Source organism: Telluria sp. ZB4P34 (genome assembly GCF_059686055.1).
Genome location: NZ_JCASIF010000025.1, coordinates 1 through 26994 on the forward strand (window position 1 = coordinate 1; position 26994 = coordinate 26994).

Consider the following 26994-nt stretch of genomic DNA (forward strand, 5'->3'; position numbering starts at 1 on the left):
CGCAGCAAAGAAAATGTCCGCTCAAAAGCGCGTTAGCTCGCGCTAACCTGGGCAACCAAGCGGACATTTCAACTTTGCCAGAAGCGGACATTTCAACTTTGCCTTTACAGGGTGGGCAGGTTCCCTGCCCACGCGGTGATAGCCGGCGCCTGAGTTACTGCAATGGCGCTGGTATCCGATTACGCCTTGGCTTCCCCGCCCAAGGCTTCAACCACATCCGCCATCAGTTTGGCGAGTTCGCCCGTCATCAGCACGATGTCGTTATCGAAGCGCTCGTCATCGCTATACGTGACCGTTTCGCCTTCCTTGATCACGTCCAGCGGCTTGACGCCCTTGATCGCCAGCGATTCGGTCAGCACGAAGCTGATGCGGTCGTTCCAGGTCATGGCCAGGCGGGTGCACTGCTTGCCGGCGGCGATGTGGCGGCGGATGTCGTCCGGTTCCAGCGTGTGCTTCACGTAGCGCACGGCAGCGCGGCTCTCGCCGGTGGCGCGCAGTTCGGTGTCCTGGTCGATGGTGAAGCCGTAGGGCGCTTCGTCCGCTTCCAGCCAGCCGGTCATCACGGCCACCGGCGAGCGCTGCACGCGCAGCGATTCGAGCGGCATGCGGTCCACTGCTTTCAGCAGCAGCTTGATGACGTCGTCCGCCTTCGACGGGCTGGCGGCATCCACCACCAGCCAGCCGTTGACCGGGTCGATCCAGACCCACACGTTGCTGCGGATCGAGAAGGCGCGCGGCAGCAGTTCGTCGGCCACGCGTTCCTTCAGTTCCTTCATCGCCTTCTTACCCGGCGCGAAACCCTGCTGCTCTTCCAGTTCGGCGGCCTTGGCCTTGGCGACCTGGTTGATGACCGAGCTCGGCAGCAGCTTCTTCTCGGTGCCCAGCATCATCAGCATCTGCTTGTTGACGACATGGACCAGCTTGCCGTTGCCGCGTGGCGAATCCCAGCCCTGGCGCAGCAGTTCATTGCTGCTCGCGGGCGTGAAAGCCTGCGACTGCAGTGCTTCTTCCATCTGTTCCGGGTTGAATGCCCAGGGAGCGGGCAGGCGATAAATCTGGAGATTCTTGAACCACATACGCTGTTATCCGATTGTTTCTAAAAATTCTGGGGAACGACATTCTACGCTGCCGCGCGGAAATTTCGTCCCGCAGGTGGGGGAAAAAATTAATCTATTGCCGGGTCACCAACAAGCTCGACGATGGCGGCGGGTAGCGCATCCTCAAACAGGCGCAGTTGCTCCGCCGTTTCAGTGTCGCTCAGGCGCACGCCCACACCCAGCAGCCGCACCGGACGGCCATGGCGTGCCCAGCCGGTCTCCATCAGCCGCGCATAGGTCGGGATATGTGGCGCATAGCCAACACACTCGACCGTGGTCTGCTGGAAGTCCGAGAACTTGATCTTCACGAAGAGCTTGTTGATGAACTTGTCGGCGCCGTTGCGCTTGATGCGGCCGAGCAGGTGTTCGTAGAGGTCGGGCAGCAGGCGCAGGCAGGCATCCAGGTCGGGCACGTCCGGCGTGTAGGTCTCTTCCGTGCTGATCGACTTGCGCTCGCGCGAGGTGTTCACTTCGCGCTCGTCGATGCCGCGGCACAGCTTGTGCAGCCGGTAGCCGAAGCTGCCGAAATGCTCGGTCAGACGCTCGATGCTCCAGCTACGCATGTCGGCGCAGGTCTGCAGGCCGAGCCGGTTCATCTTCTCGGCTGTCACCTTGCCCACGCCGTACAGCTTTTTCACCGGCAGCGCGGCAACGAAGGCGTCCACCTCGTCCGGGCGCACCAGGAACAGGCCGTCCGGCTTGTTCCAGTCGCTGGCGATCTTGGCCACAAACTTGTTCGGCGCCACCCCGGCCGAGGCGGTGATGCCGACGGTCTCGACAATGCGCTGCCGGATTTCCTGCGCGATCAGGGTGGCGCTGCCCTTGCAGTGGGGCGAATCGCTGACGTCGAGGTAGGCCTCGTCGAGCGAGAGCGGCTCCACCAGTTCGGTGTAGTCGGCATAGATATCCATGATCTGGCGCGAGGCGATGCGGTACTTTTCCATCGCCGGCGGAATCACCAGCAGCTGCGGGCACAGTTTCATGGCCTGGGCCGTGGCCATGGCCGAATGGATGCCGTAGCGGCGCGCCTCGTAGTTGCAGGTGGCGACCACGCCGCGCTGGTCGGGACGTCCGCCGACCGCGAGCGGACGCCCGCGCAGCGACGGGTCGTCGCGCATCTCGACCGATGCGTAGAAGCAGTCGCAATCGCAGTGGATGATTTTACGGAGCGGAGCGTTCACGTGACGGCGGAGCCGACTACTGTAATTGCATACAGTATCCGTGGAAAGTGGAAATACTGCAAGCCGTAGGGTGGTCGGCTCTGCCGACCGCGCGTTCAACGCACTGTTGCGTTGTGGCAGCACATAATCTGTTTGAACGCGCGGCCGGCGAAGCCGACCACCCTACAAAACCAATTTGCCGGCGTCGCCACTAAAAAAGAACGCGCGGCATGCCGCGCGTTCCCGGATGAAGACGGCGCAGGGGAGCCGCGCCGCTTCGTCCTGAACTTACCAGTTGGTCTTCAGCGTGTACTTGCCGCTGGTCGAGCCGGTGCCGCCGCTGTAGTACACGACGCGCACGTAGCGGATCGACGCAGTGGTGCCGGTATTGGCCGAGCTCACGCTGTCGGCGGCGCCGGCGCCGTTTTCGCTACGGCCCAGCAGGCTACCCGCGCTGTTGTAGACGTACAGGTCGTAGTCCGAAGTCGAGTTCGGGGTCAAGGTCGCGCTCAGGGTCTTGCCTGCCGGCAGATCGACACGGAAGTAATCCGTATCGGTCGAGCTGCCCATGACGCCGTTCACGGTGGTGCCGGCGGTCGAGACCAGGTCGGCCGTGCCCGTGGTGTTGTTCGACTCGCTTTCGTTGATGGTCGGAGCGGTCGGCGTGGTGGCGCCGCCGATCGCCGCATTCACCGCCGCGGTCGCGTCCACGATGCCGGTGCCGCAGCCCGAGCAGGTCGCCGGGAAGGTGCGCGCGGTCGACTTCAGCATGCTCTCTACCTGGTCCGGGGTCAGGGTCGACTTGGCCGCGAACATCAGCGCGGCCACGCCGGCCACGTGCGGGGTCGCCATCGAGGTGCCCTGATAGCCGGCGTAGTTGTCCGAACCCGGCGACGACGTGCCCGAGTTCAGGGTCGAGATCACGCTGAAGCTGCCGTCGCCGCCGGGCGCCGCCACGTCCACCAGAGTGCCGTAGTTCGAGTACGACGCACGGCCGCCGGTCTTGCCGGTGGCCGCCACGGCGATGACGCCGGAGCAGTTCGCCGGGCTGGCATTGCTGACATTCATGTTGTCGTTGCCGGCTGCCACCACCACGACGGAACCGCGCGAACGGGCGCCGTTGATCGCGGTCTGGGTGGTGGCGTCGCAGGCGCCGGTGCCGCCCAGCGACAGGTTCAGCACCTTGGCGCGGTTGGCATTGGCCGGCACGCCGGTCACGGCGCCGCCCGAGGACCAGGTGATCGCGTCGGCGATGTCGGAGGTGTAGCCGCCGCACTTGCCGAGCACGCGCACTGGAACCATCTTGGCGTTGTACGCCACGCCGGACACGCCCAGGCTATTGTTGGTCTTGGCGGCAACGGTACCGGCCACGTGGGTGCCGTGCCAGCTCGAGCCCGAGGCCGGCGAGCCGGCGCCGCATTCGCCCGCGGCCACCCAGTCGCCCGGGTCGCTCGGATCGCTGTCGCGGCCGTTGCCGTCGTTGCCGATGGTGGCGCTGCTGATGAAGTCATAGCCCGGCAGGTGCTGGCCGCTGAGGTCCGCGTGCGGACGGTAGCCGGTGTCGATCACGGCCACGACCACCCCCAGGCCGGTCGACTTGTCCCAGGCGGTCGGCAAGCGCAGGCCGCCGGTGGCGTCAGTGTAGTGCCACTGCTGGGCATAATAGGGGTCGTTCGCCGTCGCCATGTGGGTCATGATGCGGTCCGGCTCGGCGTATTCGATGTCCGGGTCGCGCGCCATCATTTCGGCGGCCAGTTTCTGGATTTCTTGCAGGTGCTTGCGGCCATTGAGTTTCAACACATGGGCGCCGGTCGAGATCACGTGGCTTTCGGCGACGGTCATGCCGAATTCCTGGCCTGCACGATCAAGCTTCGCCTTGCGCTCGGCCTTCAAGGCTGCCTTGGCGGCCTTGGCTGCGCCCTTGCTGGCCGGCGCCGTGTCCTTGTACTTCACGATGATACGGTCAGTTTCAACAATGAACTTCTGCTCGGCCGCGCCAGCCGTGGCCGCCACGAGGGCGAGCGAGATTGCAGCGCACATCTTCAACATTGCAGGATGCATCGAATGCGATTGCTTCATGTTTCTTCCTTGTTTAGTGTTTTCCGTCAGGCGAAATGCGCCTCGCCTGTGTCGTTGGTTTCCGGTCATTGCCGGTGCCGTCTGTACGCGGCGAAAAGCAGCGTAATACGAAAGGAAGAGATCGTGCGTGACAATTCGATACAATTTCGGCGTATTCACAACACCGAATTGCACCGCTATTGCAGAAACATGTTTTCTTCGGCGAAACGTTAAACCAGGCAAATAACGTAAGCCACAAATGTGTTGACGTAAGTCAAGCTGCTTTATTCCTGGATAATGTAGAGCTTGCTACGATTGCCGGCGGCAATAAAAAGCTTCTTCACGGATGAGCGGGAAGCACGCCTGAAAGGAACAAAGAAGAGCTCGTGGCCTCGCGTTACCTGCCCAACTACCTGGGCTGGCGCCGCGCGCTCGATGACGACCGGGTGAGTACCGCAGAGCAATTGCTGCGCATTGCGATCGGGATCATCAAGAGATAACGCTGACAGAACCATTCGTTTCGCAAGCTCATGACAACACATCGGTTTCGATGACGATGGCGCGCACATCGTTGACATTGGTGCGGGTCGGTCCGGTCACGACCAGCTGCCCGAGCGCGCTGAAGAAGCCGTAGCCGTCGTTATCCGCCAGGTGCGCGCGCGCATCCAGTCCCTGGGCGCGGGCGCGCGCCAGCGTCCCCGGCGCCAGCCAGGCGCCGGCATTGTCCTCGGTGCCGTCGATGCCGTCGGTATCGACGGCGATCGCATGCACGCCGGGCAGGCCGTCGAGCGCCACCGCGAGGGCCAGCAGGAACTCGGCGTTGCGCCCTCCCCTGCCCCGGCCGCGCACTGTCACGCCCGTTTCGCCCCCGGACAGCAGGACGCAGGGCGCCGCCAGCGGCTGGCCGTGCCGTACGACCTGGCGCACGATGCCGGCATGCACCAGTGCGACCTCGCGCGCTTCTCCTTCCATGCTGGACGACAGGATCAGCGGCGCATAGCCGGCGGCGCGGGCGGCGCCGGCGGCCGCATCGAGGGCGTGCTGGGCGGTGGCGATGACGCGGGTGGCGTTGCGCGCCAGGCGCGGATCATCCGGCAGCGGCGCCGCCAGCCTTGGGTCGGCGAGCACGGCGCGCACCCCGTCCGGCACGGGGATGCCGTATTTCTCTAGGATGGCGAGCGCATCGAGACCGCGACTGCCGTCGGGCACGGTCGGCCCCGAGGCCACCACGGCCGGATCGTCGCCCGGCACGTCCGACACCACCAGGGTCAGCACCCGCGCCGGATGGCAGGCCAGGGCCAGCCGCCCGCCCTTGATGGCGGACAGGTGGCGCCGCACGCGGTTGATTTCCGCGATGGGCGCGCCGCAGCGCAGCAGTGCGCGGTTGAGCGCGCGTTTTTCCTCGAAGCTGATGCCGGGCGCCGGCAGCGACATCAATGCCGAACCGCCTCCCGACATGAGGCACAGCACCAGGTCGTCCGGCCCCAGCCCGGCGGCCATCTGCAGCATGCGCCGCGCCGCGTCCTCGCCGGCCGCATCCGGCAGCGGATGGCCGGCCTCGATCACCTCGATGTGCCGGGTAGGCGCGCCATGCCCATAGCGGGTCACCACCAGCCCCTCAAGCGACCCCTGTGGCCCCTGCCAGTGACGCTCGACCGCCTCGGCCATGCGCGCGGCCGCCTTGCCGGCGCCCAGCACCAGGGTGCGTCCCTTCGGCGGGGGCGGCAGGTGCGGTGCGATGAGGCGATACGGATCGGCGGCGGCCAGGGCGGCGCCGAACAGGTTCAGCAGCAGCGGATGGGCGTCGGGCATGGTCGGTCCTCGTCCGGGATAAGCCGTGATCTTTGCACAAAAGCGCCGGACCAGTGGAAAACCGGCCATTCCGCCCCTTCAATTTTTTTTGAAAAACCCTTGCACACCTCGAATCCCAGCCTCTATAATTCGGGCCTCTTCGGACGCAATGACAAGCGTCGGACGGAAAACCTCTGAATAGAGTATCGGGCGCTTAGCTCAGTTGGTAGAGCGGATCCCTTACAAGGATTAGGTCGGGAGTTCGAGCCTCTCAGCGCCCACCAAGCGATTCAGCAGGTTGATCGAAGTAATGATCAGATTAAACGGAGCGGTAGTTCAGTTGGTTAGAATACCGGCCTGTCACGCCGGGGGTCGCGGGTTCGAGCCCCGTCCGCTCCGCCAGAAACAAAGGAAAGGGTCCGAGAAGTCGGACCCTTTTTCTTTTCTATCAGAGCATTCGCCCCTGCGGGCGAATGCGGGCCGTGGGCTCGAAGGGATTCGCTTGCAAGCGAATCCGCGGCCGGCGGAACGTCGGCTAGCCCCGTCCGCTTTGCGGACCTCAAAGAAGAATGGCCCGACCAAGTCGGGCCATTCTTCTTTGCATTTCAGGTTTTAAAAGTCAGGCCCGCCGCTGCAACGCCCTCCCCGCCTCCACCCGATCCCTCCCCCCGCTCTTCGCCATATACAAGGCATGATCCGCCCTCGCCAACGCCATCCCCAGCGTCTCGTTCGGATCCATCACCACCACCCCCACGCTCACCGTCATCGTATACGGCGTCCCGCTGGTAATCACGACCGCCTCGCGCACCGCCATCCGCAGCCGCTCCGCCGCCTGCAAGGCGCCGCCCAGGTCCGTCCCCGGCAACACCATCGCGAACTCTTCGCCCCCGAGCCGCCCGATGGTTTCATGCGCGCGCAAGGTCTCGCGCGCAGTGCGGGCAAACACCGCCAGCGCCTCGTCGCCGGTGGCATGGCCAAAGCGGTCATTGATCTGCTTGAAGTGATCGATGTCCATCATGGCCAGCGCCAGCGGCTGGCGCTGGCGCACTGCAGCCTGGCATGCCGTCTCGGCGCGCTCCAGGAAAGCATGGCGGTTCGGCAGCCCGGTCAGGCTGTCGGTGGTGGCCAGGCGCGCCATGTCGGCATCGTCCTTCTGTTTGCACAAGAGCAGGAAGCCGAAGCCGTTGACGATCATCAGGAGGTAACCGGCGAGGTAGGCCGCCTCCTGGGCGCCGTGCTGGCCCAGCGGGATGTCGCTCCCCAGTCCGCTGGCTGCCCACAGCGCCACCGACAACGCGAACACGGCATCGTTCACGCCGATGATGCGCTGCAGGAGCGTGGCGCGGCGCCGCGGGCGCAACAGGATCCAGGCCATGGCCGCCGCGAACAGGGCAAGCACGCCGGCCACCAGCGCGGTGAGATACGCCGCCGGTGCGCCGGCGCTGCCGGCCGCCAGTACGATGGCCAGCGCCAGCGCGGACACCGGCAGCAGCACCCGCTGCCAGCGTTCGAAACCGAAGAACAGGCAATAGGCGGCCACTTCGAGCGATACCGCCAGCACCCAGCCGGCGCCTTCGAAGCCATGCAGGGCCGGAATGCCGAGATACGGCCGGGACCAGCCCAGCAGCTGGCACAGGCCCATGCCGCAACGCGCCCACATCCACAGGCGCAGCCCCGGACTGGCCGCGCCGCCATGGGTATAGCCCGCCATCAGCACGGCAAAGGCAAGATTGCCGACGCCGAGCGCCAGCATGAAAGAGGGGATGTCGATCACTTGCCTGTTCCTATGGATGAGCCACTACTGGCGGGGCGCGATAATGCAACGAGTTAATTTTTATTGCCGTAGAGAATTATCTTATCCCGTTTTTCTGATGAGGCATGCACAATTGAACAGACACCGGGCAAGCATGGATGAAGTACAACACTTTTTGAAACGACACTTCTCCGACACAGTTTTTGATGCACAGCAGCACATGATGGCGGATAATCATCAGACAACATACCAACGCACCGTTCTGGAGCAATCGTGATTTTCGGTTTCCTCAAGCCGCCCAAGATGTCGCCGCGCCTGCACCGGCTGAAGAACTCGGCGCTGTTTTCCGCGCTGACCCCCCTGGAACTGAAAATCGTCGACGGGCTGCTGCACGAGCGACACTACCTGACCGATGAAATCGTTTTTGACGAAGGCGAGGAAGGCCAGGCGCTGTACCTGATCATGAGCGGCCGGGTGGTCATCAACAAGCAGCACCAAGGCAGCAACCAGGTCGTGGCCGAGCTCGAACCAGGCAGCTTCTTCGGCGACCTGGCCCTGCTCGACAACTCGCCGCGCAACGCCCAGGCGCGCGCCATGGAACCCTGCGAGATGGCGGTGTTCTTCCGCGCCGACTTCCTCGGGCTGCTGGAAACCGACGCCGTGATCGGCTACAAGATCTCGCTGGCGCTGGCGCGCCACATCGGCCTGCGCCTGCGCGAATGGATGGGTACCGGCCGTCCCCAGCTGGAAGCCCTATGAACCGCAGCGAACGGGCCGGTCCGGTCGTCTGGACCGGGATCATCGCGGCCACCTGCGTGCTGCTGCTGGTGGTGCAGCAGATGCTGTGGCTGGCCCTGCCTTTCCTCTTCGGCGGGGTGCTGCACTACATCCTGGTCGGGCCCATGCAGCGCCTGGTGCGCGCGGGTCATAGTCGCAATGCCGCCGCGATGCTGGTCTGCCTGGGCTTCTTCGCCTTCCTCACGCTGGCCCTGACGGCCGCCTTCTCGTGGAGCCGCGGGCCGGAAGAAGACTCGTGGGAAAAGACGGTCGGGCTCTACCTCGACGGCGGCATCGCTTTCGTGCACAACACCATGACACTGCTGGAGAAGAAGTTCCCGCTGCTGGCCGAGATGCACCTGACCTCGACCGTGAACGGCATCTTCCGCACCCACACCGACAACTTCGCCGAGAAGCACCTGGGCGAGATCCTGGTGGCGGTGGCGACCTGGGTGCCATCGCTGCTGCTGGCGCCCTTCCTCACCTTCTTCTTCCTGCGCGACGGCCTGCGCTTCAAGAAATTCCTGGCGCGCGCGGTGCCGAACGCCTATTTCGAGCGCGCCCTTTACCTGCTGCACGAAGTGAACCAGACCGCGCGCCGCTACTTCGAAGGCCTGCTCAAGCTGACCGTGCTCGACACGGCCGTGCTGGCGCTCGGGCTGTGGACGATCGGGGTCTCGTCTCCCCTGCTGCTCGGCCTGATATCGGCGGTGCTGGCCTGGGTGCCCTTCGTCGGTTCGGTGGTGGGCTGCGTGCTGGTGGTGATCGTCGCCTCGACCGACGCGCCCAGCAATCCCTTTATCGCCTACGGCGCCATCGGCGTGTTCGTGCTGGTGCGCCTGCTGGACGACTTCGTGTTCATGCCGCTGACCCTGGGACGCAGCATCCGCGTGCATCCCCTGGTGACGGTCCTGATGATCTTCATCGGCGGCGCGCTGGCCGGGGTGGTAGGGCTGATGCTGGTGCTGCCGCTGCTGGGCGTGGTGATGGTCGTCGGCGAGACACTGGGGCGCCTCGTAACCAATCCGCGCCTGCGCGCGCGCCACCGTTATGCGCGGGCGCTGCGCACGCGCCAGGCCAGCGTGGACCTCGATATCGCACGCGAAAGGCGCGGCGCGCCGACGCCGAACGCCGGTTTATGACGAAATCGTAACGGTCTACGTCGCTACACCGGGGTCAGGTCTGACAATCGGACACAGCCTCAACAGCACGAATGCAGTGAACCTTTATGTCAAGGCTGAGTTCGTGTCCAAATGTCAGACCTGACCCTGGGGTTCCTGGGGTTCCTGATGCTGGTGCTGCCGCTGCTGGGCGTGGTGATGGTCGTCGGCGAGACACTGGGGCGCCTCGTAACCAATCCGCGCCTGCGCGCGGCACCGTTATGCGCGGGCGCTGCGCGCGCGCCAGGCCAGCGTGGACCTCGATATCGCACGCGAAAGGCGCGGCGCGCCGACGCCGAATGCGGGCTTGTCGCCACACCGGCCAGGCCGGCGCTGGCGTCGCCGGCCTGCTACATTTCGCTATCGTGTAGGAAAATTCTTACACAAGCGTTGCTACACGACATACACTGGTTCGGCATGACGCTGCGCGAGGTGGCGTCCTATTCCAAGAAAGAACGCCATGACCAGTCTTGCCAGTTTCTTCGACAACGTCCGCCTGCCCACGATTTCCGAGGTCGCCCACTCCCTGATCGCCACCCTCGATAACGACAATGCCTCGGCAAAAAGCATCAGCGCCATCATCGCGCGCGACCCGGCCCTTACCGCCAAGCTGATGCGTCTGGCGAACAGCGCACGCTTCGGCTCCAGCCGCAACGTCAGTTCGCTCGATGACGCCATTGCCCTGGCCGGCATGGCGCACATCCGCACGCTGGCCCTGGCCGCCTGCTTTGCCGATGCCTTCCCCAGCATGCCGGGTCTGGATACCGATGAGTTCTGGAAGAGCAGCATGGCCTGCGCCGGCTACGCCAAGTGGCTGGCCAACGGCGCCAATGCCGATGCCGGCGAAGCCTGGCTGGCCGGCATGATCATGCGCCTGGGTGAACTGCTGATCTATCAGGTGGAACCGTCGGCCTTTGCCGAGATCGAACAATTGCCGCACCTGCCGGGTGCGCGTTGGGAACGCGAGCAACGCCTGCTGGGACTGTCGGAAGGCCAGATCACTGCCGAGCTGTGCCGGCGCTGGAACTTCCCGACACGGATCGTGACGGCGGTAGAGCGCTCGTCCGACCCGATGGCGGCCATGCCGTTCTGCAAACTGGCCGGCATCGTGCACCTGGCCAGCCTGCTGGCGGATACGCCGAGCGACGACCCCGCCATCCTGAATACGCTGCCGGAGGCCGTGGTGACTGCGCTGGGCCTGAGCATGGACTGGATGCAGGCGCGCTTCCCGAGCCACGATTCGTTCGCGGCCGCCGCCTGAGCCAGCCGCCCAGCGGCCAATGCGGGATTATAGTAGGGTGGTCGGCTACGCCGACCGCGCGTTCAACTCACGGTTGATCTGCCAAGGCCGCGTTCATGCAAGCACTGTTTGAACGCGTGCTCGGCGAAGCCGAGCACGCTACTTGCGTCCCGCCTTCGGCTTGCTCTTGATGGTCGACAAAATCGAGGGCTTGACCTTCGACGGCGGCGCCATGAACGGCGTCGATGCCGGCTTGCGCTCGCTGCGCTCGGCAGTACGCGCGGCGCGCTTCGGCGCCACTTCGATGGTGCGGCCCTTCGGTACGCCGCCCGGCACGCGCCGGTCTTCGCGCACCATCGAGGCGCCCTCGTCGGACGCCGGCACCAGGTGGCGCTCGCCATTGCCGATCAGGTCGCCCCGGCCCATGCGGCGCAGGCCTTCGCGGATCACCGGCCAGTTCTCCGGATCGTAGTAGCGCAGGAATGCCTTGTGCAGCTTGCGGGTCTTGCCGCTCTTGGCCGTCTCGACGACTTCCGAATCCTCGGTCACCTTCGCCAGCGGGTTCTTGCCCGAGTGGTACATGGTGGTCGCCATCGCCATCGGGGTCGGCGTGAAGGTCTGCACCTGGTCGAGCTTGAAGTTGTTCTTCTTCAGCCACAGGGCCAGGTTCAGCATGTCCTCGTCGGTCGAGCCCGGGTGGGCCGCGATGAAGTAGGGGATCAGGTACTGCTTCTTGCCGGCCTCGAGCGAGTACTTGTCGAACAGGCGCTTGAACTCGTCGTAGGCGCCGATGCCCGGCTTCATCATCTTCGACAGCGTGCCCTGCTCGGTGTGTTCCGGCGCGATCTTCAGCAGGCCGCCCACGTGGTGGGTGACCAGCTCCTTCACGTACTCCGGCGAACGCACGGCGAGGTCGTAGCGCAGCCCGGAACCGATCAGGATCTTCTTGATGCCAGGGATCGCGCGCGCCTTGCGGTAAAGCGAGATCAGCTTGCTGTGGTCGGTGCCCAGGTTGCTGCAGATGGTCGGGTAGACGCAGGACAGGCGGCGGCAGGACTCTTCGATCGTCTTGTCCTTGCAGGCCAGGCGGTACATGTTCGCCGTCGGGCCGCCCAGGTCGGTGATGGTGCCGGCGAAGTTCTTGGTCGTGTCGCGGATCAGTTCGATCTCGCGCAGGATCGAGGGTTCCGAACGGCTCTGGATGATGCGGCCTTCGTGCTCGGTGATCGAGCAGAAGGTGCAGCCGCCGAAGCAGCCGCGCATGATGTTCACGGAATAGCGGATCATTTCCCAGGCCGGGATATGCGCCTTGCCGTAGCTCGGGTGCGGCGCGCGTGCGTAGGCCAGGTCGTAGACGTTGTCCATCTCGTCCATGGCAAGCGGCAGCGGCGGCGCGTTCAGCCACACGTCGCGGTCGCCGTGCTGTTGCACCAGGGCGCGCGCATTGCCCGGGTTCGACTCGAGGTGGAACACGCGCGAGGCGTGCGCATACATCACCGGGTCTTCGCTGACGGTCTCGAAACTCGGCAGGCGCACCACGGTCTTGCGCGCCTTCTCGCGGGCGGCGGCCTGGCGCTCCTCGCGCGTCATGATGACGATCGGCTTCACCACCGGTTCCGGTTGGGCGTTCTCGGTAGCGCAAGCCTTGGTGTCTTCCTGCGCCATGGCGTAGGGGTTCGGGTGCGCGTCGACGCGGCCCGGCACGTCGACGCGGGTCGAGTTGTGCACGCTCCATTCGTCGTCCGGCAGCCAGCCGTGCGGCACCAGGAAGGCGGTGCCGCGCAGGTCGCGGATGCTCTTGATGTTCTCGCCCGCGGCCAGGCGGCGGGTGACGTCCACCAGCGCGCGTTCGGCATTGCCGAAGATGAGCAGGTCGGCCTTCGACTCGAACAGCACCGAGCGGCGCACCTTGTCCGACCAGTAGTCGTAGTGGGCGATGCGGCGCAGCGACGCCTCGATGCTGCCGGCGATGACCGGCACGCCCGGGAAGGCTTCGCGGGCGCGCTGGCAGTACACGGTCACGGCACGGTCCGGGCGCTTGTTGGGCTCGGCATTCGGGGTGTAGGCGTCGTCGGAACGGATCTTGCGGTCGGCCGTGTAGCGGTTGACCATCGAGTCCATGTTGCCGGCGGTAATGCCCCAGTAAAGGTTCGGCTTGCCGAGCGCGCGGAAGGGCTCGACCGAGGTCCAGTCCGGCTGGCTGATGATGCCGACGCGGTAGCCCTGCGCTTCCAGCAGGCGGCCGACCAGCGCCATCCCGAAGCTCGGGTGGTCGATGTAGGCGTCGCCGGTGACCAGGATGATGTCGCACGAATCCCACCCGAGCGTGTCCATTTCGGCACGGGACATCGGGAGGAAGGGCGCGGTCGCAGCGCGGCTGGAGCGCTTGGGGACGCTCGCGAAAAGGTTTACTGGGGAGTTCATTGGCCGGTATTGTACCGGAAAACCATTTTCGGGTCTGCCTCAGACCCAAAAAATGGCTTACTTATCAATGACTTGCTGAGCAGTGAGTGGCTAGATGCCCATGTTGGCGAGCATGCTGCCGAGCTGGCGCAGGCCGGCCGACACGGTCGGGTGCTTCGCATCGAAGCGGGCAGCCAGTTCCTGGGTGTGCGAGGACAGGCCGAAGGTGTTCTCGTCGAGCCGGTTCTCTTCCTCGCGCGCCAGGGCCCGGTCGATGTCGCCGTCGAGCTGGCGCAGCAGGGTTTCCAGTTCGGGATCGACGTTGTCGGTTTCCTGCAACTGGCGGTGCAAGGCCTTCAGGTGCGCTTTCAGGTTCGCATCGCGCTCGTTCGCGTTGTCGTACTCGTTCTCGTTCAGCATGTCGCTCTCGCTAGTTGGTAAAGCGGGTGTCGAGGTACAGCGCCTCGACCTGCTCGCGCGCCCATGGGGTGCGACGCAAAAACTTCAGGCTCGACTTGATGCTCGGGTCTTTCTGGAAACAGTTGATGTCGATGCGGCGGCCGAGTCCCTCCCAGCCGTAGTGCTCGACGAGGCGGGTTAACAGGGATTCTAAGGTAATACCGTGCAGGGATTGAACACTCATCGCTTGGCTTGGTTTGAAAAAGGGGAAACGTTGCTTCAGCATCGTTTCCCCCGATTTTACGTGAACGTCCATGGGCCGGCCGTATTGCACGGCCGGCACAGCCGGCTTATTCGCCGGTCAAGCCACGGCGCTCGAGCAGCGGCGCTACCCTCGCATCGCGTCCGCTGAAGTTGCGGTACATCTGCATCGCATCGAGCGTGCCGCCGCGCGACAGCAGGGTCTTGCGGAAGTGGTCGCCGTTCTTGCGGGTCAGGCCGCCGTTCTCCTTGAACCAGTTGACGGTGTCGGCGTCCAGCTTCTCGGCCCACAGGTAGCCGTAATAGCCGGCCGAATAACCGCCCGAGAAGGTGTGCGAGAAGTAGGTGGTGCGGTAGCGCGGCGGCACCAGGGCGAAGTCCACTCCTGCCTTCTTCAGCGCGTCAGCCTCGAAGGCCAGCACGTCAGTCGGGATCTGGTTCGGCGACAGCTGGTGCCAGGCCTGGTCCAGCAGGGACGCGGCCAGGTACTCGGTGGTGCGGAAACCTTCGTTGAACTGCTGCGAGGCCTGCACCTTGTCCAGCAATTCCTTCGGCATCGGCGCGCCGGTCTGGTAGTGCTTCGCATAATTCGCCAGCACTTCCGGCCAGACCATCCACATCTCGTTCACCTGCGACGGGAACTCGACGTAGTCGCGCGGCACGCGCGAGCCCGAGAAGCGCGGATACTTCACGTCCGAGAACATGCCGTGCAGGGCGTGACCGAACTCGTGGAAGGTGGTGCGCACTTCGTCGTAGGTCAGCAGGGTGGGCTCGCCGGCGGCCGGCTTGGCGATGTTCAGGTTGTTCGCGATGACCGGTTTGGTCCCCATCAGCTTCGATTGCGGGACCCAGGCATTGGCCCAGGCGCCGCCGCGCTTGGTCGCGCGCGCATACGGATCGAGGGTGAAGATCGCCAGCTGCTTGCCGTCGTGGTCGAACACGTCGAACACGCGCACGTCCGCGTCATAGGTCGGCAGGTCCTTGCGCTCCTTGAAGGTGATGCCGAATTCCTTGGTGGCGGCGAAGAACACGCCGTCCACCAGCACGCGGTTCAGCTCGAAATACGGGCGCAGCTGGTTGCCGTCGAAGGAATACTTGGCGGCGCGCACCTTGTCGCTGTAGAAGGCCCAGTCGTGGGCGGCGGCCTGGAAGCCCCCCCCGGTTTTAGCCGATTCCTGGTCGATCACCTTCTGGATCTCGGCCGCTTCCTTGCGCGCGTTGTTCACCGCCGGCTTGGCGAATTCGGCCAGCAGCCCGTTGACCGCGCCCGTGGTCTTGGCGGTCTGGTCTTCCAGGCTGTAGGCGGCGTGGTTCGGGTAGCCCAGCAGCACGGCGCGCTCGGCGCGCAGCTTGGCCAGCTTGAGCACCACGTCGCGGTTGTCGTACTCGCCGCCGCGCGAGCCGCGCGCCAGCGAGGCTGCCAGCAGCTTCTCGCGGGTGGCGCGGTTGGTCAGCACCGACAGCCCTGCCTGCTGGGTGGTGTTCACGACCGGGATCGCGAACTTGCCGTCCAGGCCGCGCTTCTTGGCCTCGGCGGCGGCGGCGTCGATGGCCTTGTCCGACATGCCGGCCAGCTCGGCGCGGGTATCCACGATCAGGGCCGAGGCATTGGCTTCCTTCAGCACGTTCTGGGCGAACTGGGTCGACAGGGCGGCCAGCTGGCCGTTCATCGCTTTCAGCTTCTGCTTGTCGGCGTCGGACAGCTTGGCGCCGGCGCGTACGAAGTCGGTGTGGTAGCGCTCGACCAGGTACTTGGATTCGGCATCCAGGCCCAGCTTGTTGCGGCGGTCATACAGCGACTTGATGCGCGCGTACAGCTTCGGGTTCAGGCGGATCGCGTCGTTATGTGCCGACAGCTTCGGCGCCAGGTCCTTGGACAGGGCGATCAGGGTGTCGTTGGTGTACGAGCCGGTCAGGGTGCCGAAGGCGGCGCCGACGCGGTTCATGAGCTGGCCGGAACGCTCCATCGCGACGATGGTGTTTTCAAAGGTCGGCGCCGCCTTGTTGTTGGCGATCGCCTCCATCTCCAGGGTTTCCTGGCGCATCGCTTCGGCAAAGGCCGGGGCGAAGTGCTCGTTCTTGATCTTGTCCCAGGCCGGATAGTTGAACGGCAGGGTGCTCGGCCGGGCGAACGGGTTCGAAGCCTCGAGCATCGAAGCGGGAGCGGCGTAGGCCATGCTGGCGCAGGCGCTGGCGGCGGCGACCAGCAGGATATGTGGACGGGTCATGTTATCCCTCGTTGTGGTTGTCATAAAAGCGGGTGGTAACAGCAGAACGGCCGGCGCGCGCGCCGGCCTGCTCGCATCACTTCAAGCCGCGGCGCTCCAGCAGCGGCTCGATGACCGGGTCGCGACCCCGGAAATCGCGGTACATCTGCACCGCATCCATGGTTCCGCCTTTCGACAGCACCATCTTGCGGAAGCGGTCGCCGGCCTTGCGGTTCAGGCCGCCGTTCTCCTTGAACCACTCGCCCGCATCGGCGTCCAGGCGCTCGGCCCACAGGTAGCTGTAGTAGCCGGCCGAGTAGCCGCCCGAGAAAGCGTGCGAGAAGTAAGTCGAGCTGTAGCGCGGCGGGACCGGCGCGAAGTCGAGGCCCGCTTCACGCAGGGCCTGCTCCTCGAAGCGCTTCACGTCCGACGGGATCGCCTTGGAACCGAGCTGGTGCCAGCGCTGGTCGAGTACGGCCGCGGCCAGGTACTCGGTGGTGCGGTAGCCTTCGTTGAAGCGCTGCGAGGCCTGCAGCTTGTCCAGCAGGGCCGATGGCATCGGCGCGCCGGTCTGGTAGTGCTTCGCATAGTTGGCCAGCACTTCCGGCCAGGCCATCCACATCTCGTACACCTGCGACGGCAGCTCGACGTAGTCGCGCGGCACGCTGGTGCCCGAGAAGCGCGGGTACTTCACCTTCGAGAACCAGCCGTGGGTGCCGTGGCCGAGTTCGTGGAAGGTGGTGCGCACTTCGTCCCAGGTGAGCAGGGTCGGCTCGCCCGGCGCCGGCTTGGCCAGGTTCAGGTTGTTGGTAATGACGGGCTTGTGGCCCAGCAGGGTGCTCTGGCTGACCAGGGCGCCCATCCAGGCGCCGCCGCGCTTGTTCGGGCGCGCGTACGGGTCGAGCACGAAGATCGCCAGGTGCTCGCCGTTTTCCTCGAACACATCGTACACGCGCACGTCGGCGTCATAGGTCGGCAGGTCCTTGCGCTCCTTGAAGGTGATGCCCCACAGCTTGTTGGCTGCGAAGAAAGCGCCATCTTCCAGCACGCGGTTCAGTTCGAAGTAGGGCTTGAGCTGGTTCGCATCAAATGCGTACTTGGCGGTGCGTACCTTGTCGCTGTAGAGACCCCAGTCGTAGGCGGCGACCTTGAAGCCGCCCTGGTTCGTGCCGACTTCGGCATCGATCACTTCCTGGATCTCGGCGGCTTCCTTCCTGGCGTTGCGCACGGCCGGCACGGCCAGGTCGGACAGCAGCTTGTTGACGGCGCCGGTGGTCTTTGCGGTCTGGTCTTCGAGCGAATAGGCGGCGTGGCTGCTGTAGCCCAGCAGCTCGGCACGCTCGGCGCGCAGCCTGGCCAGCTGCAGCACGACGTCGCGGTTGTCGAACTCGCCGCCGCGCGAACCGCGCACCATCGACACGGCCAGCAGCTTCTCGCGGGTGGCGCGATTGGTCAGCTGCGACAGCGGGCCCTGCTGGGTGGTGTTCACGACCGGAATCACGAACTTGCCGTCCAGGCCGCGCTTCTTCGCTTCCGCAGCGGCGGCATCGATGACCTTGGCGGGCAGGCCGGCCAGTTCCTCGCGGGTGTCGACCACGAAGGCCGAGGCGTTCACTTCCTTCAGCACGTTCTGGCTGAGCTGGGTCTGCAGGGCGGCCAGCTTGCTGTTGTATTCGCGCAGCTTCTGCTTGTCGGCATCCGACAGCTTGGCGCCGGCGCGCACGAAGTCCTTGTGGTAGCGCTCGATCAGGTAGGTCGACTCGGCGTCCAGGCCCAGCTTGTCGCGCTTGGCGTACAGGGTCTGAATGCGCTGGAACAGCTTCGGGTTCAGGCGGATCGCATCGCCGTGGGCCGCGAGCTTGGGCGCAAGGTCCTTGGCGAGTGCCTGCAGGCTGTCGTTGGTGTAGGAACCGGTCAGGGTGCCGAACACTGCGGACACGCGGTCCAGCAGCTGGCCCGAACGCTCCATCGCGACGATGGTGTTCTCGAAGGTTGGTGCGGCCTTGTTGTTGGCGATGGCGTCGATCTCGAGCGCCTGCTCGCGCATGCCTTCGGCGAAGGCCGGGGCGAAGTGCTCGTTCTTGATCTTGTCGAAGGCCGGGTAGCCGTACTGGAGGGTGCTCGGCTTGGCGAACGGGTTGGACGCATCGAGCGGGGCGGCATAGGCCAGGTTGGCCATCGCAACGCTGGCTGCGATCAGGAGCATACGGGGACGATTCATGGTGTCTCGGTGTTGATTGAAGTACGTTGATACACGCTCGTCCTGCGCCGCCGGGCTTGTGGCCCGGCGGCGCAGGACGTGGCGCAGGAAAGATTCAGTTGCAGGCTCAATTGCCAGCGAGGCCGCGCCGTTCCAGCAGCGGTTCGATGACCGGGTCGCGGCCACGGAAGTTGCGGAACAACTCCATCGCATCGGCGCTCCCGCCGCGCGACAGCAGGGTCTTGCGGAAATGGTCGCCGTTCTTGCGCGACAGGCCGCCGCTCTGGGTGAACCACTGCACCGTGTCGGCGTCGAGCTTCTCGCTCCACAGGTAGGCGTAGTAGCCGGCCGAGTAGCCGCCGTTCATCGAGTGCGAGAAATACGTCGTGCGGTAGCGCGGCGGCACCGGGGCGAAGTCCACGCCCGCATCCTTCAGCGCCCTGGCTTCGAAGGCCAGCACATCCAGCGGGATCTCGGACGGCTTGAGCTGGTGCCAGTGCTGGTCGAGCAGCGAGGCGGCCAGGTACTCGGTGGTCATGTAGCCCTGGTTGAACTTCTTGGAAGCGAGCACCTTGTCCAGAAGTTCTTTCGGCATCGGCGCGCCGGTCTGGTGGTGCTTCGCATAATTGGCCAGCACTTCGGGCCAGGTTGCCCACATCTCGTTGACCTGGGACGGATACTCGACGAAGTCACGCGGCACGTTGGTGCCCGAGAAGTGCGGATATTTCACGTCGGAGAAGATACCGTGCAGCGCGTGGCCGAACTCGTGGAACATCGTGCGCACTTCGTCGTAGGTCAGCAAGGTGGGCTGGCCGGCGGGCGGCTTGGGGATGTTCTGGTGGTTGCCGACCACCGGGCGCCGGCCCAGCAGGTGCGACTGCGACACGTATTCGTTCATCCAGGCGCCGCCCTGCTTGTTGCCGCGTGCGTAAGGGTCGAACAGGAAGATCGCCAGCTGCTTGCCGTCGTGGTCGAACACGTCGAACACGCGCACGTCCGGGTCGTACACCGGCAGGTCCTTGCGTTCCTTGAAGGTGATGCCGTACTCCTTGGTGGCGGCGAAGAATACGCCGTCCACCAGCACGCGGTTCAGCTCGAAGTAGGGGCGCAGCTGGTTCTCGTCGAAGTTGTACTTGGCGGCGCGCACCTTGTCCTGGTACAGCGGCCAATCGTAGCTGGCAAGCTGGAAGCCACCTTTTTCCTTGTCGATCACTTTCTGGATGTCGGCCGCTTCCTTGCGCGCATTGTTCACCGCCGGTTTCGCCAATTCGGCCAGCAGCTTGTTGACGGCGGCCGGGTTCTTGGCCGTTTCCAGCTCCTGCGAATAGGCCGCGTAGTTCGGGTAGCCCAGCAAGGCGGCGCGCTCGGCGCGCAGCCTGGCCAGGCGCAGCACCAGCGGGCGGACATCGAACTCGCCGCCGCGGCTGCCGCGCTTCAGGCTGGCGGCCATCAGGCGCTCGCGCGTCTTGCGCTCCGTGAGCACGGCCAGCGCCGGCTGGCTGCTGGTGTTGACGAGGGCGATGGCAAACTTGCCCTTGTGGCCACGTTTTGCGGCTTCCTCGGCGGCCGCCTTGATCTCGGCCTCCGACAGGCCGGCGAGTTCCGCGCGCGTGTCCACGATCAGCGCCGAGGCATTGGCTTCCTTCAGCACGCGCTGGGAGAAATCGGACTGCAGCGAGGCGATCTCGGCATTGTATTTCTTGAGCTTGTCCTTGTTGGCGGCGGACAGGTTGGCGCCCGCGCGCACGAATTCCTTGTACACGCGATCGAGCAGGTAGCTTGATTCGGCGTCCAGCCCCAGCGAGGCGCGCCTGGCGTGCAGGGTCTTCACGCGCTGGAACAGGGCCGGATTCAGGTAGATCGCATCCATGTGGGCCGCCATCTTCGGCGACATCTCGCGGTCGACGGCATCGAGCACGTCGTTGGTGTTGGCGGTCAGGAGGTTGGAGAATGTCATGGCCACCCGCGCCAGCATCTGGCCGGAGCGCTCCATCGCGACGATGGTGTTGTCGAAAGTCGGCGCCGCCTTGTCCCTGGCAATGGCGTCGATCTCGCGCAGGTGCTCGGCCATGCCGGCGGCGTAGGCCGGCAGGAAGTGCTCGTTCCTGATCTTGTCGAAGGCCGGGTAGTTCAGCGGCAGGCTGCTGGGCCGGGCAAAAGGATTGGACGCTTCGAGGCCTGCCGGTGCGGCAGGCGCAGCGGGAGCAGCAGGAGCAGCAGGAGCAGCAAGCGCGGCAGATGCGGAAACGGCGGCGAGGCTGGCGGCAACGATGAGCAGGTGTGGGCGGTTCATGCGATCTTTCACGGACGCTGAAGGAAGCTGCCGCGCGTGCTCGACAGCCGTTGCGCGACGATCATAGCAGGCTTGATCGCCTGCCGTCACAACAAAACAGAGCGGTATCGCGCATGTATCGGGCATGTATCCGCCATGTATCCGCATGTATCAATCGGGCGTGTTAGCATCGCCGCCTGACCATGGAATCCCTCTTGTCTTCTTCCTATGACGCGATCGTCGTCGGCACCGGCCCCGGCGGCGCCGGCACGGCGCGCGAGCTGGCGCGCGCCGGCGCCCGCGTGCTCGTCCTCGAACAGGGCAGCGCCGCGCCGCTCGCCGGCACCTTGGGCCAGATGGCCACGATGGCGCTGCCGGGCCGCGGCGCCTGGCTGCACCGCGACGCTTCGCTGCTGGTGGCCGGCACGGCCCTGGGCGGCAGTTCGGCGCTGAACTTCGCCACCGCCGCCGAGCCGCCGGGCGCCATGTTCGCGGCGCACGGCATCGACCTGGCGCCGGCTCTTTCCGCGCTGCGCGCCGAACTGCCGCTGGCGCCCCTGCCCGACAACCTGGTCGGCCCGATGGCGGCGCGCATCATGGACGCGGCCCGCGCCGCCGGGGTCGACTGGCGCAAGCTCGACAAGATGATCCGTCCGCAGGCCTGCCGCAGCGGCTGCTGGCGCTGCGTGTACGGCTGCCCTTACGGCGCCAAGTGGAGCGCGCGCGACTTCGTCGACGAGGCATGCCGCCATGGCGCCGTGCTGCTGGACCGCAGCCGCGTGCAGCGCGTGCTGATGGAAGACGGCCGCGCCACTGGCGTGGCGTTCCGGCGCGCGGGCCGCGACCACACGGCGCGCGCGCCGCTGGTGGTACTGGCGGGCGGCGGCATCGGCAGCCCGCGCCTGCTGCACGCCTCCGGCCTGGGCCCGCGCCTGGCGCCCTTCTTCAGCGACCCGGTGGTGGCGGTGATGGGCAGCGTGGACGACATGGATGAAGCCACCGGCGGCGCCGAGGTGCCGATGGCGGCCGGCGCCGGCTTTCCGGACGAGGGCATCGCACTGGCCGACCTGACGCTGCCGCAGCCGATGTACACGGCCTTCGCGCTGCAGGCCGGGCGGGTCGACCGCATCGGGGCGCACCGCCGCACCCTGAGCATCATGGTCAAGATCCGGGACGATATCGGCGGCGCCGTGGGTCCGCGCTGGGTGGACAAGCGCCTGACGCCGGGCGACCGGGCGCGCTTGAGCAAGGGGATCGGGATGGCGCAGGCCATCCTGCGCCAGGCAGGCGCCCACCACGTGTTCGCGACCCACCATTTTGCCGCGCATCCGGGCGGCAGCGTACGGATCGGAGAGGGGGTGGACAGCGAACTGCGCGCCGCGCCGGGACTGTATGTGTGCGACGCCTCGGTGATCCCGCAGCCATGGGGCCTGCCGCCCACGCTCACCCTGCTCTGCCTGGGCAAGCGCCTGGGCGGCATGCTGGCCGCCGCCGCTGCGGCTGGTCCGGTCAGTAGTGAGGCGGCTTCTCGTTGACCGGTCCCTGGCGGCTGGACTGCAGGGTGCGCACATGGTCCACCAGCGAAGCGACCAGGGCTTCGAGCTGGTCGATGCGGCGCCCCTGGCGGTAGATGGTCTCGTTCAAGGTCTCGACCAGGTCTTCCTGGTGCGCGATCTTGATTTCGATGTCGACAAGGCGATCATCAATGCGGTCTTCCTGGCTCATGGCGCCCTCCCGGCATATGCCGGCACATGCCGGCACAAAGCCGGCATTATGACAGGACGGCAGCCGGCCCGTTGAGGACCGCTCAGCCCATCGGGAACTCGATGCCGTCCCTGATCAGGCCGATCACCTGCGCCTGGTTTTCCGGGCTCTCCGAGAAGAAGGCCAGCACTTCGGCGCGCGAGGCCTGCTTCAGGCCGGCGACCCAGAAATCGAAGCCTGCGCCTTCGGCCGGACGGTGCAGCACGTGCGCGTACAGCTTGGTGACGAAGAACTCGTCCGACGGGTCGGTCGAATATTTGGCCTGCGCTTCCTTGTCGGCCAAGAAATACTCCGCAATTTTGTTCAGGGTGAAGTTACCGCTGTCCAGCGCCTGGATCCAGTAGGCCAGGCCGCCCTGGTCTGGCTCGCGATCGAAGGCCGCGCGATACAGGCGGTAGACTGAGCCGGCCACTTCACCCTCGTCGACGTCGAGCGCCACCATGGTGTCCTTGAACTGGATGCGCTCGACGTTGATCAGCTTGTCACTGCCCAGCGCGCCGCTCTTGTCGGTGACGTTCAGGCCGTAGATATCGCGCGCGAGCGTGAAGCCTGCGCGCGCGCCGTCGTACACGACCGTATCGAGGCCGCCCATGGCGTCGACGGCATTGTTGCCGGCGCCCAGGGTGAAGCTGTTGTTCTGGTTATTGCCGGTCCGGTTGAGCGAGCTGTCGATGGTGAATTCCATGCGGCTCAGCGCGCTGGTGGCGTTGTCGGCGATGTCGACCGACACTGCCGCCACCTGGTAGGCGCCGTTCGGCAGGACCAGCGAATCGATCTTCCAGGTGCCGTCCGCCTTGACCACGGTGCGCCCGATCTCGGTGGCGTCGCCGATGCGCACCAGCTGGATCGTGGTGCCGGCTTCGGCCGTGCCGCTGAACACCGGCTGGTTGCCGCCGCCTTCCAGCGTTATCGTCGAGGTCGGCAAGACCGGCGCAGTGGCGTCGACGTGGAAGCTGACCGGGGTGCTGAATTCCGACACGTTGCCAGCGGCATCGGTCGCGGTCGCGCGCAGGGTGTGGTTGAGGCCGTCATTAAGGCCATCCTTGGTCACGCCGGAGAACAGGCCGCTGGCATCGGCCTGCAGTTCGGCCACCAGCACCGTACCTTCATAGACGCGCACAACGGCATTCGCTTCGGCTTGCCCGGTGATGAGCGGCTTGTTGCCGGCCGTGTAGCCGGCGGCGTTCTTCGATACCGACATGGTCGGCGCGGCCGGCGGGGTCACATCGACCACCAGCTGGGAGCGCTGGAACATCCCGTCGTTGAACCTGAACTGCTCGACATTGGTGATGGTCGCCGTGCCCAGGGTCGGATGGGCGGCCACCAGGGTGCCGCCGTTGGCGGTTTCGCTGAAGACGTAGTCGCTGCGCAGCCCGCTGAACACGACGGTGTCCTTGCCGGCGCCGCCGTCGATGGTGTCGTAGCCGCCCATGCCTTCGATGGTGTCGTCGCCGGCGTCGCCGACCAGGCGGTCGGTCCCGGTGGTGCCGGTGATGTAGCGCCCGCCCGCGGTCGAGTTGAGACCAAGCGCGCCGCGCAGGCCGTCGCCGCCGTAGATCCAGTTCAGGGCAGCGATATCGTATGGACTGAAGGCGCTGTAGGGGCCGCCGGAATCGGTGTACGACATGATCGTGTTGGCCGTGTTGTCCTGGCCGGTCGGCAGGACGATGTCGTCGTGATCGTCGTGGAACGGGTGCTTCAGGCCCAGCGCATGGCCCAGCTCATGCAGCAGGGTCTGGTAACCCTCCGTACCCTTTGCAAGATTACTGTTCTGCGTCATCCATTCGCGGCTGTCCAGGTACACATAGGCATCCGCCGAGTAGCTGCTGAGCACGTTACCAGCGCTATAGGAATAGCTGCTCTGCCAGCTGCACAGGCCCGAGGTCTGCGCGCCTTCGATATCCAGGTAGGCCAGGTGGATCTGGGCATCGGTGCCGACCGTGGTTTCCACGAACTTGATGCCGGTGACCTGCTGCAGGTAGTTGAAGGCGACCCGCGCCGCGGCCTGCTGCTCGGCACTGAAGACCTGCTGTCCGGTCACCGCCTTGCCGGTCGCCGAATCGACCTCGTTACCCGAGGTGATCGAGAAGGTGAAGTACAGCGTATTGGCCGTGATGCCGGTCAGGTAGTTCCAGTCAGGGCCGATGTCGAGCAGGGCGTCGATGTGGTTCAGATTGGACAGTGGGGTCGTGGTAAGGTCGGAGACGGTTGCCATGCTTGCAATTGGAAGGTGGATGCGGCACGAATGAGCTCGCTTTCCGGAAAGTATTTCCTGCGGAACAAACGAAGTCAAATAAGAATTTCAATCGTGCGCAGGTATTGGCATTTGAACAAGGCTCATGCGCAACGCATAGGGATGGTCTTTATGCTTTCGGCATGGCCAGCAGGGCCTTCAGGTTCGCCAGCCTTTCCCTGGGGCTGAGCACCTCGGTTTCCTTGGGCGGGGCGTCGCCGACGTCGAGCGCCATCTCCTTGATGAAGCGCGACGGCTCGCAATGCACCAGTTCGCCGGCACGCTTGCGCTTCTTGCACCAGGTCAGGCGCAAGGTGCGCTGGGCGCGCGTGATGCCCACGTACATCAGGCGGCGTTCTTCCTGGATGCGTGCGGCGATGATTTCCACCGGCGCATCCGGGTCGCCCTTGTGCGGCAGGATGCCCTCTTCCACCCCCACCAGGAACACGTGCGGGTACTCCAGGCCTTTCGAGGCGTGCAGGGTGGACATGCGCACGGCATCCTGTTCCTCGTCCTGGCCTTCCAGCATCGACATCAGGGCGACCATCTGGGTCAGTTCCAGCAGGTTCTTTTCTTCGCCGTCGCGGTCGCGCCCGCCCCGGCCGCGCTCCTTCAGCCAGTTGGTGAACTCGAGCACGTTCTGCCACTTGGCCTGGGCCGCGCGGTCGTCGAAGCTCTCGTACAGGTAGTGCTCGTAGTTCATCTCCTTCATCATGTCATCCAGCACCTCGGCGGCGTTGTCGCCGCTGCCCGAGGGGCCGGGGCGGGTGGCGCGGTCTTCCAGGTCCAGCATGAAGCGGCAGAAGTCGCGCAGCGGCCCCAGCTGGCGCTCGGCCAGTTTCGCCTCCAGTCCACCCTTGCGCGCCGCCTCGAACAGCGAGCAGTTCCACTGCTTGGAGAATTCGCCCAGCGTTTCCAGCGTGGCCATGCCGACCCCGCGCTTGGGCGTGGTGACAGCGCGGATGAAGGCCGGGTCGTCGTCCTGGTTCGCGATCAGGCGCAGGTAGGCGATGATGTCCTTGATTTCGGCCTTGTCGAAGAAGCTCTGGCCGCCCGACATGGTGTAGGGGATGCGCTCCTTGCGCAGCGCCTGCTCGATGACGCGCGACTGGTGGTTGCCGCGGTACAGGATGGCGTAGTCGGTCCACTTGTTCTTGCGCTGGAAGTGGTCGGCCGAGATCATGATCGCCACCTGCTCGGCTTCCTGCTCGTCGCTCTGCATGCCCAGCACCTCGATCGGCTCGCCCAGGCCATGCTCGGACCACAGCGATTTCTCGAACAGCTTGGGGTTGTTGCCGATGACGGCATTGGCCGCCTGCAGGATGCGCGTGGTGGAGCGGTAGTTCTGTTCGAGCTTGATCACCTGCAGGTCGGGGAAGTCGACCTGCAGGGTCTTGAGGTTTTCGACCGAGGCGCCGCGCCAGGCGTAGATCGCCTGGTCGTCGTCGCCCACGGCCGTGAACATCGGTTTTTTACCGAGTCCCGTCACCAGGAGCTTGACCAGCTCGTACTGGCAGGTATTGGTGTCCTGGTATTCGTCCATGAGCAGGTAGCGCAGGCGGCGCTGCCAGCGGTCGCGGATCGATTCGTTGTTGCGGAACAGCTCCACCGGCAGGCGGATCAGGTCGTCGAAGTCCACCGCCTGGTAAGCCTGCAGGGTGGCCAGGTAGCTGCGGTAGACGCGCGCCGACATGGCTTCGTCTTCGTCCTTGGCATGGCGGATCGCGTCTTCCGGGTCGACCAGCCCGTTCTTCCACAGCGAGATGGCGTTCTGGATGCGGCGGATTTCCTGTTTATCGGTGGTCAGCGCCAGGTCGGACACGACGGTGTAGCAGTCGTCGCTGTCCATGATCGAGAACTTGTCTTTCAGGCCGACGCCGGCCGCTTCCTGGCGCAGGATCTTCACCCCCAGCGAGTGGAAGGTGGAGACCGTCAATTGCTTGGCCTGCTTGGGCTGCTTCAGCAGTTTGGCGATGCGCTCCTGCATCTCGAGGGCCGCCTTGTTGGTAAAAGTCAGGGCGGCGATCGTGCGCGGGTCGTAGCCGCGGTCTTCGATCATGTAGGCGATCTTCTGCGTAATGACGCGCGTCTTGCCCGAGCCGGCGCCGGCCAGCACCAGGCATGGGCCGTCGAGATAAAGCACGGCTTCGCTTTGCGGCCCGTTGAGGCCGAATTTTGGTGCGTTGGACATGGGAAGATTCCTGCAGGATGGCCGGGTA

18 protein-coding genes, 2 tRNA genes and 1 pseudogene are annotated in these 26994 nt (G+C 65.2%); 7 read left to right on the forward strand and 14 right to left on the reverse strand.

The genetic code is table 11. The features are described from left to right. Positions 1–179: 179 nt before the first annotated feature. From AC56KL_RS22405 to AC56KL_RS22415, 3 genes are all read right to left on the reverse strand, one after another. On the reverse strand, positions 180–1076 hold the full coding sequence (locus AC56KL_RS22405; RefSeq protein ID WP_497182392.1) for a recombination-associated protein RdgC: 897 nt from the start codon (positions 1074–1076) through the stop codon (positions 180–182). An 89-nt stretch (positions 1077–1165) separates the two neighbouring features. After that, positions 1166–2278: a DNA polymerase IV gene (dinB, locus tag AC56KL_RS22410; protein WP_497182393.1), complete on the reverse strand. Its 1113-nt coding sequence runs from the start codon at positions 2276–2278 to the stop codon at positions 1166–1168. Positions 2279–2545: 267 nt separating this feature from the next. Continuing rightward, on the reverse strand, positions 2546–4336 hold the full coding sequence (locus tag AC56KL_RS22415; RefSeq protein ID WP_497182394.1) for a S8 family peptidase: 1791 nt from the start codon (positions 4334–4336) through the stop codon (positions 2546–2548). 365 nt (positions 4337–4701) lie between these two features. Between AC56KL_RS22415 and AC56KL_RS22420 the strand changes: the two are divergent. Next, positions 4702–4815: pseudogene (locus tag AC56KL_RS22420) on the forward strand (IS1595 family transposase); the annotation flags it as partial. A 28-nt stretch (positions 4816–4843) separates the two neighbouring features. On the opposite strand, the gene AC56KL_RS22425 reads toward AC56KL_RS22420, so the two are convergent. Then, positions 4844–6127: a glycerate kinase type-2 family protein gene (locus AC56KL_RS22425; RefSeq protein WP_497182395.1), complete on the reverse strand. Its 1284-nt coding sequence runs from the start codon at positions 6125–6127 to the stop codon at positions 4844–4846. A gap of 187 nt (positions 6128–6314) precedes the next feature. Here AC56KL_RS22425 and AC56KL_RS22430 point away from each other — a divergent pair. Further along, a tRNA-Val gene (locus tag AC56KL_RS22430) sits at positions 6315–6390 on the forward strand. Between the two features lie 41 nt (positions 6391–6431). Next, positions 6432–6508 (forward strand) — tRNA-Asp (locus AC56KL_RS22435). Between the two features lie 217 nt (positions 6509–6725). Here AC56KL_RS22435 and AC56KL_RS22440 read toward each other — a convergent pair. Next, complete coding sequence (locus AC56KL_RS22440) at positions 6726–7880, reverse strand: GGDEF domain-containing protein (RefSeq protein WP_497182396.1); 1155 nt, start codon at positions 7878–7880, stop codon at positions 6726–6728. A 252-nt stretch (positions 7881–8132) separates the two neighbouring features. Here AC56KL_RS22440 and AC56KL_RS22445 point away from each other — a divergent pair, with 252 nt between their 5' ends. The 3 genes from AC56KL_RS22445 (at position 8133) to AC56KL_RS22455 (ending at position 11057) form a co-directional block, all read left to right on the forward strand. Further along, the gene (locus AC56KL_RS22445; protein ID WP_497182397.1) at positions 8133–8618 is read left to right on the forward strand and encodes a cyclic nucleotide-binding domain-containing protein; all 486 of its coding nucleotides are present in this window, start codon (positions 8133–8135) and stop codon (positions 8616–8618) included. After that, positions 8615–9778, forward strand: coding sequence for an AI-2E family transporter (locus AC56KL_RS22450; RefSeq protein WP_497182398.1), 1164 nt, complete (start codon positions 8615–8617; stop codon positions 9776–9778). The genes AC56KL_RS22445 and AC56KL_RS22450 overlap by 4 nt, the downstream gene beginning before the upstream one ends. Before the next feature lie 478 nt (positions 9779–10256). Next, positions 10257–11057 (forward strand): HDOD domain-containing protein, encoded by an 801-nt coding sequence (locus tag AC56KL_RS22455; protein ID WP_497182399.1) that lies wholly within the window; start codon positions 10257–10259, stop codon positions 11055–11057. 138 nt (positions 11058–11195) lie between these two features. On the opposite strand, the gene AC56KL_RS22460 is transcribed toward AC56KL_RS22455, so the two are convergent. From AC56KL_RS22460 to AC56KL_RS22485, 6 genes are all read right to left on the reverse strand, one after another. Beyond that, positions 11196–13460 carry a YgiQ family radical SAM protein gene (locus AC56KL_RS22460; protein ID WP_497182400.1) on the reverse strand — a complete coding sequence of 755 codons (2265 nt, stop codon included), beginning with the start codon at positions 13458–13460 and terminating at the stop codon, positions 11196–11198. Between the two features lie 90 nt (positions 13461–13550). Beyond that, complete coding sequence (locus tag AC56KL_RS22465) at positions 13551–13859, reverse strand: DUF4404 family protein (RefSeq protein ID WP_497182401.1); 309 nt, start codon at positions 13857–13859, stop codon at positions 13551–13553. 10 nt (positions 13860–13869) lie between these two features. Then, a complete protein-coding gene (locus tag AC56KL_RS22470; RefSeq protein WP_497182402.1) occupies positions 13870–14154 on the reverse strand; it encodes a VF530 family protein in 285 nt (94 codons plus the stop codon). 34 nt (positions 14155–14188) lie between these two features. Continuing rightward, positions 14189–16327 (reverse strand): M3 family metallopeptidase, encoded by a 2139-nt coding sequence (locus tag AC56KL_RS22475; RefSeq protein ID WP_497182403.1) that lies wholly within the window; start codon positions 16325–16327, stop codon positions 14189–14191. 76 nt (positions 16328–16403) lie between these two features. Next, positions 16404–18527, reverse strand: a complete 2124-nt coding sequence (locus AC56KL_RS22480) for a M3 family metallopeptidase (RefSeq protein ID WP_497182404.1) — start codon at positions 18525–18527, stop codon at positions 16404–16406. Positions 18528–18633: 106 nt separating this feature from the next. Then, positions 18634–20799 carry a M3 family metallopeptidase gene (locus AC56KL_RS22485; RefSeq protein WP_497182405.1) on the reverse strand — a complete coding sequence of 722 codons (2166 nt, stop codon included), beginning with the start codon at positions 20797–20799 and terminating at the stop codon, positions 18634–18636. Between the two features lie 194 nt (positions 20800–20993). Here AC56KL_RS22485 and AC56KL_RS22490 point away from each other — a divergent pair, with 194 nt between their 5' ends. Then, on the forward strand, positions 20994–22313 hold the full coding sequence (locus AC56KL_RS22490) for an FAD-dependent oxidoreductase (RefSeq protein ID WP_497182406.1): 1320 nt from the start codon (positions 20994–20996) through the stop codon (positions 22311–22313). Here AC56KL_RS22490 and AC56KL_RS22495 read toward each other — a convergent pair. From AC56KL_RS22495 to AC56KL_RS22505, 3 genes are all read right to left on the reverse strand, one after another. Beyond that, positions 22288–22503, reverse strand: a complete 216-nt coding sequence (locus tag AC56KL_RS22495; protein WP_497182407.1) for a SlyX family protein — start codon at positions 22501–22503, stop codon at positions 22288–22290. The genes AC56KL_RS22490 and AC56KL_RS22495 overlap by 26 nt on opposite strands. A gap of 82 nt (positions 22504–22585) precedes the next feature. Then, positions 22586–24757, reverse strand: a complete 2172-nt coding sequence (locus tag AC56KL_RS22500) for a DUF4214 domain-containing protein (RefSeq protein ID WP_497182408.1) — start codon at positions 24755–24757, stop codon at positions 22586–22588. Positions 24758–24905: 148 nt separating this feature from the next. Continuing rightward, positions 24906–26966 (reverse strand): UvrD-helicase domain-containing protein, encoded by a 2061-nt coding sequence (locus AC56KL_RS22505; protein ID WP_497182409.1) that lies wholly within the window; start codon positions 26964–26966, stop codon positions 24906–24908. Positions 26967–26994: the final 28 nt, after the last annotated feature.